This is a genomic window from Enterococcus casseliflavus (assembly GCF_029215545.1).
GTDB lineage: Bacteria > Bacillota > Bacilli > Lactobacillales > Enterococcaceae > Enterococcus_D > Enterococcus_D casseliflavus.
Genome location: NZ_CP119393.1, coordinates 1,419,077 through 1,434,018 on the forward strand (window position 1 = coordinate 1,419,077; position 14,942 = coordinate 1,434,018).

Annotated in this window: 16 protein-coding genes; 10 read left to right on the top strand and 6 right to left on the bottom strand. The window is 41.0% G+C overall.

Annotated features, from left to right (window positions below; translation table 11 throughout):
• Window positions 1–3 precede the first annotated feature (3 nt).
• The 9 genes from P0G38_RS06950 to P0G38_RS06990 all read left to right on the top strand — a co-directional run bounded on the left by P0G38_RS06950 (window position 4) and on the right by P0G38_RS06990 (window position 7,860).
• Window positions 4–375 carry a DUF2634 domain-containing protein gene (locus tag P0G38_RS06950; protein WP_275854762.1) on the top strand — a complete coding sequence of 124 codons (372 nt, stop codon included), beginning with the start codon at window positions 4–6 and terminating at the stop codon, window positions 373–375.
• Entirely contained in the window at window positions 372–1,505 is a 1,134-nt protein-coding gene (locus P0G38_RS06955; protein ID WP_275854764.1) for a baseplate J/gp47 family protein, read from the top strand. Before P0G38_RS06950 ends, P0G38_RS06955 begins: the two co-directional genes overlap by 4 nt.
• Window positions 1,502–2,083: a putative phage tail protein gene (locus tag P0G38_RS06960; RefSeq protein ID WP_275854766.1), complete on the top strand. Its 582-nt coding sequence runs from the start codon at window positions 1,502–1,504 to the stop codon at window positions 2,081–2,083. Before P0G38_RS06955 ends, P0G38_RS06960 begins: the two co-directional genes overlap by 4 nt.
• Window positions 2,080–2,346: a hypothetical protein gene (locus tag P0G38_RS06965; protein ID WP_275854768.1), complete on the top strand. Its 267-nt coding sequence runs from the start codon at window positions 2,080–2,082 to the stop codon at window positions 2,344–2,346. Before P0G38_RS06960 ends, P0G38_RS06965 begins: the two co-directional genes overlap by 4 nt.
• Window positions 2,347–4,008 carry a pyocin knob domain-containing protein gene (locus P0G38_RS06970; RefSeq protein ID WP_275854770.1) on the top strand — a complete coding sequence of 554 codons (1,662 nt, stop codon included), beginning with the start codon at window positions 2,347–2,349 and terminating at the stop codon, window positions 4,006–4,008.
• A gap of 12 nt (window positions 4,009–4,020) precedes the next feature.
• A complete protein-coding gene (locus tag P0G38_RS06975) occupies window positions 4,021–4,257 on the top strand; it encodes a hypothetical protein (protein WP_275854772.1) in 237 nt (78 codons plus the stop codon).
• The gene (locus P0G38_RS06980) at window positions 4,254–4,586 is read left to right on the top strand and encodes a phage holin family protein (protein ID WP_275854774.1); all 333 of its coding nucleotides are present in this window, start codon (window positions 4,254–4,256) and stop codon (window positions 4,584–4,586) included. Before P0G38_RS06975 ends, P0G38_RS06980 begins: the two co-directional genes overlap by 4 nt.
• A 47-nt stretch (window positions 4,587–4,633) precedes the next feature.
• Window positions 4,634–5,611 carry an N-acetylmuramoyl-L-alanine amidase gene (locus P0G38_RS06985; RefSeq protein WP_275854777.1) on the top strand — a complete coding sequence of 326 codons (978 nt, stop codon included), beginning with the start codon at window positions 4,634–4,636 and terminating at the stop codon, window positions 5,609–5,611.
• A 134-nt stretch (window positions 5,612–5,745) separates the two neighbouring features.
• Window positions 5,746–7,860, top strand: coding sequence for a YfhO family protein (locus P0G38_RS06990; protein ID WP_275854780.1), 2,115 nt, complete (start codon window positions 5,746–5,748; stop codon window positions 7,858–7,860).
• Between the two features lie 279 nt (window positions 7,861–8,139).
• On the opposite strand, the gene P0G38_RS06995 is transcribed toward P0G38_RS06990, so the two are convergent.
• From P0G38_RS06995 to P0G38_RS07005, 3 genes are all read right to left on the bottom strand, one after another.
• Window positions 8,140–8,493 carry a YolD-like family protein gene (locus P0G38_RS06995; RefSeq protein ID WP_275854782.1) on the bottom strand — a complete coding sequence of 118 codons (354 nt, stop codon included), beginning with the start codon at window positions 8,491–8,493 and terminating at the stop codon, window positions 8,140–8,142.
• 368 nt (window positions 8,494–8,861) lie between these two features.
• Complete coding sequence (locus tag P0G38_RS07000) at window positions 8,862–9,035, bottom strand: hypothetical protein (RefSeq protein WP_005231922.1); 174 nt, start codon at window positions 9,033–9,035, stop codon at window positions 8,862–8,864.
• A 148-nt stretch (window positions 9,036–9,183) separates the two neighbouring features.
• The gene (locus tag P0G38_RS07005) at window positions 9,184–10,203 is read right to left on the bottom strand and encodes a branched-chain amino acid aminotransferase (RefSeq protein WP_275854785.1); all 1,020 of its coding nucleotides are present in this window, start codon (window positions 10,201–10,203) and stop codon (window positions 9,184–9,186) included.
• A 210-nt stretch (window positions 10,204–10,413) separates the two neighbouring features.
• On the opposite strand from P0G38_RS07005, the gene P0G38_RS07010 reads away from it, so the two are divergent.
• Window positions 10,414–11,382, top strand: coding sequence for a pyridoxal-phosphate dependent enzyme (locus P0G38_RS07010; RefSeq protein ID WP_275854786.1), 969 nt, complete (start codon window positions 10,414–10,416; stop codon window positions 11,380–11,382).
• 199 nt (window positions 11,383–11,581) lie between these two features.
• Here P0G38_RS07010 and P0G38_RS07015 read toward each other — a convergent pair whose 3' ends face one another.
• Genes P0G38_RS07015 through P0G38_RS07025 form a run of 3 tightly spaced genes read right to left on the bottom strand, consistent with a single transcriptional unit; the run spans window position 11,582 to window position 14,770 of the window.
• Complete coding sequence (locus P0G38_RS07015; RefSeq protein WP_275854788.1) at window positions 11,582–12,406, bottom strand: TPM domain-containing protein; 825 nt, start codon at window positions 12,404–12,406, stop codon at window positions 11,582–11,584.
• Complete coding sequence (locus P0G38_RS07020; RefSeq protein WP_275854790.1) at window positions 12,403–13,524, bottom strand: TFIIB-type zinc ribbon-containing protein; 1,122 nt, start codon at window positions 13,522–13,524, stop codon at window positions 12,403–12,405. The genes P0G38_RS07015 and P0G38_RS07020 overlap by 4 nt, the downstream gene beginning before the upstream one ends.
• A gap of 16 nt (window positions 13,525–13,540) precedes the next feature.
• Window positions 13,541–14,770, bottom strand: coding sequence for an SPFH domain-containing protein (locus P0G38_RS07025; protein WP_074535172.1), 1,230 nt, complete (start codon window positions 14,768–14,770; stop codon window positions 13,541–13,543).
• Window positions 14,771–14,942 lie beyond the last annotated feature (172 nt).

The window sequence follows — 14,942 nt, forward strand, 5'->3', positions numbered from 1 at the left end:
CAGATGGATGAGGAAATTTTAGAACAAATAACATCGCGAACATATCGGTTGGTGAATGGTCGTATAGCAGGATGGATTGATGATCTTGAAGCAATGCGCCAATCAATCGGAAAAGTATTGCAGACCGAACGTTTTACTTGGCCTATTTACACTGATAACTATGGCATTGAACTGCGGACATTGATTGGGGAAGATATGGATTTAGTAATGGCTGAGATCGACCGGCTGGTTACAGAAGCGTTGTCAGTCGATGAACGAATTATAGAAGTATCTGATTTTAATGTAATCAAAGAGAGTAGGAATAGTATCCTAGTCTCTTTTTTTGTTGCTACGATTTTTGGTCAGATTAGGATTGAGCAGGAGGTGGTAGTTTGAATCCAGAAGAAATCGGAAGATACCTAGAAGAATATGATTATGAGTATTTTATAAATAAAGCTTTATCCAAGGTGCCGGAAGGGATCGATACACGAGAAGGATCTATTATTTATGACGCTCTTGCTCCAACGTGCTATCAACTTGCAGATTTCATTATGCAATTGAAAAATGTGCTGCTAGAGACCTTCGTAGCGACAGCAACCGGAGAGTATCTTGATTATCGAGCTGAAGAAACTGGGTTACATCGGATTCAAGCAACTAGGGCGATCGTTCGTGCACGTTTGTCAAGAGAAGATGGCAGTCCCTTTTCAGTAGCAGTAGGAAGTCGTTTTTCATCAACTGGCGATGATCCGGTGTATTATACCGTCATTGCGGCTGAAGAAGAGGAAGGAGTCTTTCGGTTACAGGCAGAGACTGAAGGGGATAGCGGCAATAAATATGTGGGATTGTTATTGCCACTAGACAACTTCAACGGACTAGCTGAAGCAATTTTAACTGAAATTCTGATTCCAGCAAGGGATACCGAAACAGATGACGAACTACGCAAGAGAATCATTGATTCAAAAGAGATCGTAACATTTGGCGGAAATATAGCTGATTACTATTATCTTACATCGGCGATCGATGGTGTAGGGGCTGTACAGGTTTATCCAGTTTGGGATGGTGGAGGCACTGTACGACTGGTTATTTTAGACGATACTTACAGAGCAGCAAGCGATGTTCTAGTTGAAACCGTCCAACAGGTTATTGATCCGACTTTGGATGGCCAGGGAATTGGTTATGCACCTATTGGACATAAAGTGACAGTCGCTGCTCCTAGTATAAAAACTATTGATGTAGAATTTGAGATCACCTTGAATATTGGTGTTTCTTACCCTCAAATTGCTAATATCATTCATCAAGTTATTGAAGATTACTTTGATAAAGTTCGGCGTGAATGGGACGAACGAAGCAGTGCAGGATATGACAGCTGGATTTTTCGTTCACAAATTACTGCAGCGATTCTGACAGTTCAAGGAGTGGCGAATGTCCAAACACTAAAGTTGAATGGTGCTGAGGCGGATGTACAATTGGAATTAAACAACAATGTGCAAGAATTGCCGATACTCGGCGAGGTGAATGTGCTATGAGCTTAAAAGATTTACTGCCTGATTTGTATGATGGCGTTCGAGAGTTTGAAGTTCTTTTTGACGTGGAGGATAAATTGATTGGACACTTGGATCAACAAATCGGTCGAGTTAAAAAAAATCAATGGATCCAAACTGCAGACGAACAAACGATAGGCTTTCATGAGCAGCTGCTTGGTATTCTAGCTAATCAAGAACTAGAAGATTTAACATTTCGCCGACAGCGAATCTTGAACCGATTACAGTCGATGCCGCCATTTACGGTGCCCTATTTGCGTGATCACTTAGATAGAATTTTTGGAGCCGATAACTATGCTTTAATCGTGAACTATGAAGATCATCAACTTGTACTAGAATCAAGTTCAGATAATGCTAATTGGTTTCAGGAAGCTAATATAATTATCAACAAAATCAAGCCGGCGAATATTGTCTATATTCAAAGCCCAACTTTTTTTCAAAGAATTAACATTAAAGAGTCAGCTACAATCGCGCCATTAACTTATTTTCGGATCGGTAGAAGTCGAGTTGGGAGAGATCAATTGTTGAAGCGTGCAGAAGAAATTGAGGTGAGTATCACTTGATCACATCGGATTTAAAAACAAACTTGAATAATAGTTTCAAGGAAATGATCAGCCACATTATTTTAAATAGTTCCGTTCGACTGGATGAGTTTCATGCGAGTGTCGAAGATGAAATTCTTTCAATTGAATTTGATATACCACTAAGCATTGATACTCTTAGAAAAATTGAATTTTTCCAAGGTGAGAAGTTGCTTTCTAGCTGCAAAGTCTTTGTTCCGGTTACTTCTGACACATTATTCAAATATAGAGTTGAGGTGAATTAGATGGTAAAGCAATGGAGAAACGAAGATATCATAACACCAGCGGATGCACAACGTTGGGAGGATGGTGTTGAGCAATCAATAAAAAATAATGATCAAAACGCCGGAGATCTGAAGAAACATGCCGAGGACAAAAACAATCCCCATGGTGTGACAGCAGCGCAAGCAGGAGCATACACTAAGGTCGAAACGGACAGTCGAGATGCAGCGATTTTACAGACCGCTAAAGCCCATACAGACACCCATGAAAGCCGCAAGAATAATCCTCACGGAGTAACGGCAGCACAAACCGGCGCTTATACTAAGGCAGAGTCAAATGCCAACGATCAAGAAATCCTGACAACAGCCAAGCAATACACAGACGAAAAAAAAGCAGAAGCCACTACATTTACCAGTCAAGAAGTAGCCAAAGTAAAAACAGAGATTCAAAATGGCAATGTCGCTTCTGCGACGAAATTACAGGCCTCACGAAAAATCGCGGGTGTTGATTTTGATGGAACGAAAGATATCGCGATTCCCGCTGGAAATGTTGGGGCTTATACGAAAGCCGAGGCAGATACGAAGGTTGCTACGGCTAAAAGTGAAGTCATCGGGGGAAATGTTGCTTCAGCGACGAAATTGCAGACTGCTCGAACGATTAATGGCGTGGCGTTTGACGGGACAAGAAATGTTGAGCTCTTAGCAGATCCTCAAGTAAGTGAAATACCAGCCAATGCTAATTTGAACAACTATAAAAACGCAGGTTTTTATGGTTGTCGATTGTCAGCAACAGCGGAAACAGTATCAAATACACCAACAACTGTCGCTTTTAGTCTGGTTGTTTTGAATGCAGGAAATGAGTCGATCGTCACCCAACTCTTGTCTGAATTTAATACACCAGCAGGGAGCAAACTGTATATTCGGCGGTGCTACAATAACTCATGGGGAGGATGGCACCCAATTGCCACAGCTGATGGGACGTTACAATCAGGCTTATTTGCGCAATCGGCAAGCCGCCTTGCTGCAGCTCGAACGATCTCGCTAACAGGTGGAGTAACCGGTTCGACAACCTTTGATGGCTCAGGCAATGCATCGATTGCAGCGACGGTTGCTGGAAATGCACCAAGCGCTTCACGGTTGGCTACGCCTAGAACGATTTCATTAACAGGAGGAGCAACAGGCTCCGTTTCTTTTGACGGAAGCAATAACGTATCGCTGGCGACAACCCTATCAGGCAATGCACCAACAGCCACACGACTAGCGACACCTAGAACGATCTCGCTAACAGGCGGAGTGACTGGTTCAACAAATTTTGACGGTTCAGGTAATGCATCGATTGCGGCGACAGTTGATGTAATCGATATACAACATGCTACTGGTAGTAATATAACCGTCGTACCCAGATGGGACTGTACGGCTGAAATAAATGTGCAACTTGCGGGTTGGGGATTCGGCGGTGGCAAATGGACAGTTGGAATAAATACGCCGAGCGGAACAAATCAAGTTGTGTCCGGCGCTGGTGTGATAGATGGATCAGATAATATATTTAGACATATATCATACGCGTCAATCTTTACTGGACTTAAGCAGGGACAGTCATATCGTTTTGAGCGAACAACTCTAGAAGGTCAAATCGGTCGTGCAGATAACGGTTTGATAATCGCGAAACTATATAGAATAGGATAGGTTGGTGAAAGGATGGATTTTAGCACGTTGACGATCACGGAATGGATTGCGGTGATCACATTCGTCGGGGGTCTGATTTTTGGGCTGTCGAAGTTCTATGCGTTGTTTACTGACATGGATGTAACGCTCAAAGAACTTAAGAGTACAATCAAGGACGTTCAAAAAAGTCATAGTGAGTACAATATTCGAATCGCTACAATGGAGGCACAAATCAAATCACTTTTTAAGCAGATAGGAGGAAGAAAATGAAAGAAATATTAATTGCAGCATCTATCATTGTACCTCTTGTAATAGGTGCAACAGGATTGATTAAAACACAACTTAGCAACTATCGAATCTTGCCAGTGATTAATGTGATCACTGGTATTTTGTTAGGCATTTTGTTTGCGATGTCTTTTACACCGGAGGAAATTATCTTATATGCATGGGCCGGTTTTGTAGCTGGTTTAGCTGCAGGTGGTTTGTTTGATCTTAGTGTCAGTGTGTTTGATCAAGATGATGATCAAGTTTATTACGGAGATGGACAAAGCGAAACAGAGCGAACGCATTATCATACGGATTTAAAAGATGAGGAGTAGCCGATCGGTTGCTCTTTTTCTAAACAAAATTTTAGGAGGAGTCATCAATGGGAATTTCAAGTTTAGCAACAAAATATCAGTTCGAGAATTTCGGCACGAAATGGTCAGGAACAAGAAACACTTCTGCAATCACCACGATTGTAGTACATCACCAAGCTGGCACCAACTTTGATAATATGCCAGGGGTTTGGAAAAATGTTCAAGCATCAGCACACTACGGGATTGGGCAAGATGGAACGATCAGAGCGTATATCGATGAGCTGAAGACTGCTTGGCATGCAAATAATGCTAACAGCTATTCAATCGGAATCGAGTGTACGAATACAACGGGGGCACCAAATTGGCAAGTAGCTGAAAAAACAATTGATGCATTAGTGAAGTTGATTCAAGATATTGAGAAACGCTATGGACGGAAGATGACAATTATTGGACATAAAGATGCGCCAGGTGCAGCAACTGCATGCCCTGGGCCGTTCTTATATCCAAGATTAGGTGAAATCAGAAACCGTGTTGGGTCTACTGCAACGCCTACACCTGCGCCTAATCCAGTACCAAATTATACTGTGGAAACTTGGAATGTAAGACAAGTAGTTAGTACTGATGTCTTAAATGTTAGACGTCACCAAAACACTCAATCAGATGTATTGCGCCAACTAAAGCGTGGAGACACTTTTAACGCAACACGTTTGACCAGAAATGGTGAAAGTGTCAATGGATTTACCACATGGTTTGAAGTCGATGGTGTTGGCTGGGTATCGGGTGCTTTAGTTACTGAACTGTCAAATAATAGTACAGCCGCTGCCCCTCAGCCAGTATTGAAAGGATTAAATTTGCCAGATCGAGGAAGTTATCGTTTTCCTGTGACAACCAACATACGAGCGGCAGCATCCACTAGCTCTGCAATTGTCGGGGAGTACAAAGCGGGTCAAGCAGTAAACTACGATCGTAAAGTCGTGGCAGGGGGATATGTATGGTTAAGCTGGATTGGAGTTTCTGGTAATCGGCGTTATGCAGCAGTAGTGTAAATGATAGTCCCCTCCATATTTTGTTTTAAAATGTAGAGGGGTAGTTGTTATTTAAATTGAATTGACATTGAGAAACTGCTATTATGAAGTGTCGTCAATAGTGAAATATTTAATTTGGTAAAGGAGTATTACCTTTGAAAACGATAAGATCATTCATTAGACAGCATCAATCAATTATATTGTTTACACTTTTATTTGGACTGATTTTCATTTTTGGTTACTATCCTCTGTGGAGTCAAAAGCTATCTTTGATATGGAATATAGACAGTGTAGGGCAGTACTATCCTGCATTTATATACACAGGTCGTTATCTACGAGAGTTTATCGGGGGACTTTTCAGTGGGCAAATCATTCTCCCAGGTTATGATCTCTCAATAGGTATGGGCGAAGACATAATTGGGTCATTAAATTACTACGGTTTTGGTGACCCATTAAACATTGTTTCTGTTTTTGTAACTGATAAAAATGCGCCTTACTTGTTTTCTTTTATGATTGTTTTTCGGATGTGGCTATCCGGATTTGCTCTTATAAAATATTTCTCTTATCTCCGATTTGACAAAGTAGCGGTTGTTTTTAGTGCTTTATCCTATGTTTTCTGTGGTTTTTCGGTTATTGGCGGAACACGGTATATCGAATGGCTATCAGTTTTAATTTTCTTTCCGATGATTCTATTAGGGATTGAGAAAATTATTCGTCAAAAGAGATTTACTCTTTTCGTTGTTTCTGTGATGTTTGCGGCGTTATGCGGTTTTTATTTTTTATTTATGGTGTCTGTAGTATTAGCCCTGTACTTCCCTATACGGCTATTATTCAAACGTTTGAGTTTGAAATATTTATTTGTAAGTGTAGGGAAAGGGATATTTGCGTATACACTAGGAATTTTATTGGCAGCGCCTTTTTTCTTTCCGACTCTTCAAGGCTATTTCTTGAGTGAGAGAAAAAGTGAACCTATTAGTAGCATTATTTTCAATTTAAATAACTATGTCCCGAATTTCACAACCAATTTTGGCGACTTACTTACAATGAAAGATGTTGAGCCACCCATTTTCCTATCGGGAATAATAGTAATAGAATTATTAGCAATCATTCTATTGCTATTTTTACCAAATGATAGAAAAAAAGCACAGTGTCTGATTTTTCTAGGTATTGCATTTATCGCCTCTTGCTTACCTATTACCGGGTATCTATTTAATGGGTTTGGCCAAACAAATGATAGGTGGGCATTCATAATACACTTATTACTTTCAGGCATTTTGGCTTATGTGTTAACGGAGTACAGAAAAGTGTTGGACAATGAGCTCGTTCTTCATAAAGGTAAAAATGCAAAAATAGGCATTGTTTACTTTCTTATAGGAACGATAATCATTACAAATTTAATCATAAATTTGTGGGGTATTTATTCTGATTACGGTGAAGGATGGGCCCGAAAATTCATTCCATTCGAAACTTCAGATGTATACACAACATCACCAGTAAAAAGCTCAAACAAAATTGAGAAAGATATTGAGTTGTATAGAGTATCTAATGATTCCCTTACAGAAATTAACGGTCGACCTGAAAATGTAGCAATGATAAACGATTATTACGGATTGACCTATTGGCTCAGTGTTATAAACAAGCATACACAAGAAACAGTTGATCAATATAACCAATGGTCATTACGATGGCGTTCATATGGTTTTGAAGATGATAGTGCGATGAATACTCTGAGTGGTGTGAAATATTATCTATCAAAGGAGCCAATATTTAATGATGCTGATTATCAACAAGTGGAAACACTGTCATTCAACAATGAACGATGGTATGTGTACGAAAACAAAAATTTCCAAGGATTGGCTTATATTTTGAATAAAGATGAAATGAATATCTCGGATATACATGATGAGGAAGATCGGAGTCGTTTGCAAAAATCAATAAAAGATTCTACTGGTAATGTAAGGGATATAACCTACGATAAAAATCAATTTGAGATTAATGCAATTGCAGGTAATGATCAAAGTCTTGTGTTGTCTGTTCCTTACCACAGCAACTGGAAGGCTTATGTGAATGGAAATGAGGTTATTCCTAAAATTACAGACTGGAATCATATTGAGGTACCATTAGATGCCGGAGAGAATCAGATTGAGTTTATCTACTTCAATCCATTTTTATTAGTAGGATTTATAGCTGCATCCATATCTTTAATTTTCTGTATTTTTTTCATTTTTTTCAAAAAAAGAAAAGCAATGATGAGTATAAAACCAAAATAAGGTTATTAGTATAAGAAGTAATATTTCTCCTATTCAAGTTTGAACAGGAGAAATTTTTTTATTATCCAGTTAGTTAATACGATTCGAGGAAATTTCATCAATATTAATTATATTTTGATATAAAGAAGAGATTATTGTTTTTACCCAAAACAAGATCGACATAGAACTTGATGCATGTAGTGCCGAAGATACATTCCTGAGATTCCGATATTGAATCAGGAAACTCGTTAATAAACGTGTCAAGGTCGATGTACTTTTGTTCGTACATAGTAATGATGTTCATACATCAAACCATTTTACTTCAGAGTAATAGTCAACATTTCGTATTTCATCATAATGGACAAGAGTGTCGTCTAAATAAATTCCTAGATCATCGTAACCTTTCAGCGTACCTGTAACATCAGGCATGAATTTATCATCGACAGTGTAGTTGAGCTGTATAGCTAGCTTCTTACTTTTTGTGATTGCTGTTTGTAAGAATTCATTTATTTCTTCTTCATCCATTTCAGGTTTAGCAGGGCAAGTATATTTTAATTCTTTTTCTATTCTTGCGATGTCAGCTGTATGTTCTGACAAGAAAAATCCTACCCATTTTAGCTTTTTCCGATCTTCATATGGCTTAATCATTCCCATAAAATTTCCCTCCTCTTAGCGAAAATTATACGAACGAACGTTCGCTTTGTAAAGAGAACAGATTGTTAAATTGAGTAGCGTTTGTTATTTTCCTTCTATTATATAGAGTGATATTTGACCATACATTGACCTAAAAAATGAGTGGTAGTCAAAGATTGTTGAAAGACAGTTTTCTGCACACTTATTATTATATCAGGCAATAGGGTCTGTAGAGGATAACAGGAGAATTAGAATATAGATACAGTTAAATAATTTTTCTTAGTGTCAAATCCTGTTGTATGAAGGGGTTTGGCGCTTTTTTTTGTAAATGAAATTCCTGCAAAAGGAATAAGCAGCGATCCCCGTTTCTTACTAGCGAGGATCACTGCTTATTTTTTTCGGAATTGTTGGAATAGGAACACAAAAATAAAAAAGAAAAATGCTTCCCACAATGTTGTGGTCCAGCTAAAGCTGCGGTTGATACCAAAAACGAGATTACCGATATTGGAAACCACCAAATACAATGCTGTTGCAAGCAAAGAATAGCCGAGTCGTTTACCCATCATTACGCCTCCCTTTGCTATGATTGTAACAAGTCGAAAGAGTTGTGGCAATCAATTCTCTCCTGATGGAAAGGAATTGGTTGGCGGAAAGAGAAAAAAACGAACGATCACAGTGGACCGTTCGTTTTATAATGGTCTATGGGTGTGGCTATTTCAATGGGACATCAAAGATCCAACCTGTTGGGGAAGCAATATCCCCAAATTGAATGCCGGTCAATTGATCATACAATGCTTTTGTTTGTGGACCAACTTCCGTTTCACTATAGAACACATGAAAATCCTCACCGTTTTGGATCCCGCCGATTGGGGAGATAACAGCAGCTGTTCCGCAGGCACCCGCTTCGACAAACCGATCCAGCTCATTGAGATAAACATCGCCTTCAACAGGGGTCAATCCTAATGAGTGTTGCGCTAGATGCAGCAATGAATATTTTGTGATACTTGGCAAAATAGAAGGAGATTTTGGTGTCACAAATTCATTGTCAGCCGTGATTCCGAAAAAGTTAGCAGAACCGACTTCTTCGATTTTGGTATGCGTTTCTGGATCCAGATAGATGCAGTCGGAAAATTTCCGCTGATGGGCTTCGTATCCAGGCAACAAACTCGCAGCATAATTTCCACCAACTTTGGCTGCGCCAGTACCATTTGGTGCCGCGCGATCATAATCAGAAACAATGAAATTGGTCGGTGTCAATCCGCCCTTAAAGTAAGGACCGACAGGCATACAAAAAACCGTAAAAATATACTCTGGTGCTGGACTGACACCGATGTTTTCTCCGACCCCAATCAATAGAGGACGAATATACAAGGTGGCGCCGCTACCATAAGGTGGAACATATTCCTGATTTGCTTTTACTACTTGTTTTACCGCATCTAAGAAAAAGTCCTCAGGAACCTCTGGCATGCGCAGGCGATAGGCACTGCGATTCATCCGTTTGCTATTTTCGTCTGGACGGAACAAATTGATGCCGCCATCTTTTCTTCGGTAGGCTTTTAGTCCTTCAAAACATTGTTGTCCATAATGAAGAGCGGTTGATCCCTCGTGGATATGCAGATAATTATCCTCGGTAAGTTCGCCTTCATTCCAAGAACCGTCTTTCCATGTTGCCAAAAAACGCCATGGCGTCTTGATATAAGAAAACCCTAAATTTGACCAATCGATTGTCATTCATTCACACCCTTTTTTAATTTTTCTAAGTATAGCACTTCAGAAAAGAAATGTCATTATTTTCTGAAAATTATTCTGTAAGAAGATTTGGTGACATTGACGTGTAAAGGATAGGGAAGTGCTCTTTGCTTGTACGAGTTCCCCAGTTTGTTTTTCTACAAGTTCTGTGCTTCAATGAGAGTATAAAAAAACAAAAAAGGGGGAACGTTTGTGATTGAGGAAGTGTTGACGGACAGTCTGGGGATCGCTGCTGCGTATCGACGATTGAAACCAATCATGATCCATACACCACTTGCACCAAGTAATATTTTAGGCAAAGAAAAAGAGGGCACGATATTTTTGAAATTAGAAAATCTACAGCGTACCGGCTCCTTTAAAGCGCGGGGGGCGTATAACAAGCTCGCTTCATTGACTGATGCAGAAAAACTTCGCGGTGTCATCGCCTGTTCTGCAGGAAATCATGCGCAAGGTGTTGCTCTCGCCGGATCGTTACTGGGAATCAATGTCCGAATCTTTATGCCATTAACGGCTGCTAAAACAAAAATAGAGGCGACAAGAAGCTATGGTGCACAAGTCGTTTTAGCAGGAGAGACGTTTGATGAAACCAAACAACTGACAGTAGACGCCATGAAAGAAAGTGGCGAAGTTTTTGTCTCTCCCTTTGATGATCGTGCAGTAATGGAGGGGCAAGGAACGATTGCGATCGAACTGTTGGAGGATCTTCCAGATGTTGATAATGTCATTATTCCCATCGGCGGTGGTGGGTTGATCGCTGGGATGGCTTTAGCCTTAAAAGAACTTCGTCCAGAAGTCAAAATCATCGGCGTTCAATCCTATGGCGTTTATGGTATGATCGCATCGATCTGGCAGCAAAAGCTGGTAGCCAATCGCCGCAGTAGAACGATCGCCGATGGCTGTGATGTTGCTTTAGCAGGAGAGCTGACCTATGATGTTTTAAAGACCCGTATCGATGAAACGGTCTTAGTTGAAGAATCCGACATCGAACAAGCGATCCATTACTTGGCTTTGAAGGAAAAAGTCATTGCAGAAGGTGCTGGTGCATTAAGTACAGCGGCGATTTTAAGCGGACAGATCGATCATTTACTTCGAGGAAAGAAAACTGTGGCTTTGGTCTCCGGAGGCAATATTGATTTCTCTGTGTTTAAGGAAATGATTTGAATAAAAAGCATACTCAAGTAAAATCGATGAGGTGCATTTAAAATTATCAAAAGGATCTCTATATCTTTAACTGCGATAGGGTCAAAATCATTGTGACGATAGCTAAAGGATCTTCTCGATTCATGGTATGAATAGCAGCAAAAAAAAGAGTTCCCGTTTGAAGGAACTCTTTTTTACATTCAAAACAACTATTCAACGATTAGAAACTGCGTCCGCCGCCGCCGAAAGTACCGCCGCCAGAAGAGTGGGTCGTACTGCCGCCTCCGCCGCCAGAAAAACCGCCACCACCGCCGCCTCCGCCATTATTCGAAGGACGGGGGATGCGTCTGGTTGTGACAAAGGAGTTGACTAAGCGATCTTCTTTTTGAGTCAGATCAATACTTGATTTTTCTAGATAGTTAAATTTGTAGCCGCCCATTTTTAATTGATAACGAGATTTAACAATGATGAAAAAGGCGATACTGATCACTGCCGCGATTGCTAAGCAAATAGCAATTTCTAGTGGCGTCATCACTTTGTAATAAGTAATTTTTCCAGTATCACGATCGATACGATAGTGATCGGCAGGAACACCTGCTTCCACAAAACCAGCTGCTTTTTGCAGATAGACCAATGCCGCTTGGTAACAATTTCCCTCTGCCATCTGGTCAAATACCGCATCAAGTAGCTTGTCTAGACGTGAATCGGTGAGGTAATCGATCATGTTTCCAGAAGTCGAAACGTGAAATTTACGTTGCGACATATCGATCACCAAAGCGGATCCGTTGTTGTCGTTGCCGATCCGTCGTGAAAGATACCGATCAGTATACAACTCGATATCTCCCGTATTGCTGTTCGTTGTTTGAATAAACACTTCGCCTTTGATCTTCGCATTCAGCGCTTCTGCTTCTTCATTTAACTTCTGGATCTCTTGTTCGGTAAAAAGTCCAGCGTGGTCTGCGACTGTCTCTTCGGCTGCAAAGGCGGGCAGGGTGGTTAAGAAAAAGCCAACCAGCAGAAGCAACAAATAAGATAGTTTTTTCATAAGAAATACGCTCCAATCAATGCGAGGATGGTCGTTGCCGCGAAAATTGCGCCACTGACGATTCCCAAGCGTTTGTAACTGATCGGTAAAACACCGCTGACTTTTCCTGTTTGCCCATTCATCGCATAATAAAAGGCACTCTTGTTTTCATCATCGGCTCGATAGGTCACTAGCCATACAGGAAGCAAAACGTAGTTGTTTTCTTCTTTTGTTAGATTGATGGATCGATTGTTGCGTTTAAAACTAGTATAGCCATTGACCGTACCTGCTAGCAGGTTTTCAGCATAACCCGATAATTCGTTTTTGACTTCGTCGGAAAGATCCATGTATTCAATGTCTCTTTTTTCTGCTTGGAAGCCGGCTAAATACTGACTGCGAAAATTAACAGCTTTTTCAAGGGGAAACGGCTGAACGCCAGTTACCATTTTTTGTTGGACGTTTTTTGACAGCGCATGCTTGAGCAATTCATTCACCTTGATTTTTCCTCGTCGCAAGACATCGTATTGTTTGTGTTCAGTATATTCAATATCACCAACGCGCCAAATACGCAAGGAGGTACCCATTCCTGAGAGGGAGCCGTTCATCTCGGCATCGACGACCCAATAAGGGAAGTATACGCCAGTCAATTTCTCTACTTGTGCTTGGTCGAAGAAATCCCGTGGGACGAATTTTTTCTTTTGCGCCCATTCTAAAAACTTTTGCGTTGCTTCTTCTTTTTCGATCGCAAAGGGAAGGACTTTGTTTGGCAAAAATTCTCCCGAAAGCCGTCCAGATAAAACGACCGGGTTATGGCAAAAGTAGCAATAGGTTGCAGCTGTAGTCGCATCCGTCACGATTTCAGCACCGCAGCTGGGGCAGGTGAAAAGGTCCATCTGTCCCGCTTGTGCATCGGCTTGTTGCTGCACTTCTTCTTCAAGGCTCGGCTCCGTCACTGAGGCAGCCGTGGCATCTACAGAAGAATCAGCGGCCATTTGCGCTTCTTTTTGCTTTTCTTCAAAGGCAGTGACTTCGTCTTCAGTAAAAATACTCAGACAAAATGGACAATGAAATTTTTGATCGCCAGGATCAAAGGTTAAAGCGCCCCCGCAATTGGGGCACTTATGTGTGATAACATCCATCAGCAATCCTCCTCAATTAGTCTACTGGGACACCTTTGAAAGGTTTGCCGCAATTCGGACAGAATTTTGGAATGCCGTTGGCTAAATCGATCACTTCACCACAATCGCTGCATTTCATTTTCAGGCTTGGTCCATCGCTCGTTGGTTTAGGCGTGCCGCAATTGCTGCAGAATTTACCAGTATTGGAGGTGCCGCATTGTGGGCAGTCCCAATGATCTGCGTTGTTTTGTGCAGGTGCTTGTTGCTGCTGCATCTGCTGTTGGTTGTTTTGTGACGCTTGGTTCAAATAACCGCCACCAGCGTTCATCCCCATGCCCATGCCAACAAACCCAGTCGTAGCGCCAGCGGCATTGCTGCCGGCAGATTCCATACCACGAGCTACCGAACCTTGAACATAGCCTTCACGAATCGAAGGGTCACCTAACATTGCCCCTTGGTTCCGCATGTTGATCAATTTTACGGAATCATCCGTATAAGAGATGCTTGCGACGGCAACCGAAACGATTTCCATTCCTCGGAGTTCTCGCCAGCTGTCATCAAGAACTGTTCCCATATATTTGCTTAATTCCATGCTCTTAGATGGAACGTAAGAAATTCGTTCGCCATCAGCGGACATTTTGTTGATCGCTGTTTGTAGGGCGGTCAAAAATTCAGCTAAGTACTGCTCGTTGATGTCGTTGATATCGACTTGACTTTTGTTTTTTGGGATCGCATTCGTATAGAACAAAATTGGATCGGTAATTCGTAAGGAATAGTTTCCGTGCGCCCGCAAGAAAAGTTCTGCGTTGTAAAAGTTGTCAAAATAATTCAAAGGCGAGGAAGTACCGAAGCGAATCCCTTTGATTTCTTGTAGATTGATATAAAAAACTTGTTGTTTTTGCGGTGTAACGCCACCAAACTTAAAGCGGTCAAACGTTTCAGAAATCGCATCTTTCAATGAACCGTTTAACATTGAAGGCGCTAATTCGTTTTTCACTGTATAGTAGCCTTCTTCGGCGGTATAATCGATGATTCGCCCGCCATCAACCAATAACATCATCATATTCGGATAGACATGGATCACTGAGCCATCAGTGATGACATCTTCTGTGCCTTTTCTGTTGGAACCGCGTTTGTCATTACGCCGCACTTTGACACCTTTTGTCATTACTGTCGAATCGCTCATATTGTCAGGCTCGATCACCTCTAGCCATTGATCTGCTAATCCGCCGCCAATTGCGCTTGTTGCCGCTTTGATAATACCCATTTTCAGTCCTCCTTTAAATTGTTTTCATCACAATAGATGAACATAGATTCATTATACCATAGGAGGTGAGATTTACGTTATCAGTCTAAAGTTGGAGAGGAGTTTTTCGCAAAATCCATCAATAAACGGTTCGTTCGCAGGTGGATTTGAATAAAAGAGACAAATGGTAGGT

Bases quoted from the DNA above. Each gene is read 5' to 3' on its own strand.
- P0G38_RS06995 (WP_275854782.1), bottom strand. From the start codon at position 8,493: ATGGGAATGATTAAGCCATATGAAGATCGGAAAAAGCTAAAATGGGTA.
- P0G38_RS06975 (WP_275854772.1), top strand. From the start codon at position 4,021: ATGGATTTTAGCACGTTGACGATCACGGAATGGATTGCGGTGATCACA.
- P0G38_RS07005 (WP_275854785.1), bottom strand. From the start codon at position 10,203: ATGACAATCGATTGGTCAAATTTAGGGTTTTCTTATATCAAGACGCCA.
- P0G38_RS06985 (WP_275854777.1), top strand. From the start codon at position 4,634: ATGGGAATTTCAAGTTTAGCAACAAAATATCAGTTCGAGAATTTCGGC.
- P0G38_RS06950 (WP_275854762.1), top strand. From the start codon at position 4: ATGGATGAGGAAATTTTAGAACAAATAACATCGCGAACATATCGGTTG.
- P0G38_RS06980 (WP_275854774.1), top strand. From the start codon at position 4,254: ATGAAAGAAATATTAATTGCAGCATCTATCATTGTACCTCTTGTAATA.
- P0G38_RS07015 (WP_275854788.1), bottom strand. From the start codon at position 12,406: ATGAAAAAACTATCTTATTTGTTGCTTCTGCTGGTTGGCTTTTTCTTA.
- P0G38_RS07020 (WP_275854790.1), bottom strand. From the start codon at position 13,524: ATGGATGTTATCACACATAAGTGCCCCAATTGCGGGGGCGCTTTAACC.
- P0G38_RS06960 (WP_275854766.1), top strand. From the start codon at position 1,502: ATGAGCTTAAAAGATTTACTGCCTGATTTGTATGATGGCGTTCGAGAG.
- P0G38_RS06970 (WP_275854770.1), top strand. From the start codon at position 2,347: ATGGTAAAGCAATGGAGAAACGAAGATATCATAACACCAGCGGATGCA.
- P0G38_RS07025 (WP_074535172.1), bottom strand. From the start codon at position 14,770: ATGGGTATTATCAAAGCGGCAACAAGCGCAATTGGCGGCGGATTAGCA.
- P0G38_RS07000 (WP_005231922.1), bottom strand. From the start codon at position 9,035: ATGGGTAAACGACTCGGCTATTCTTTGCTTGCAACAGCATTGTATTTG.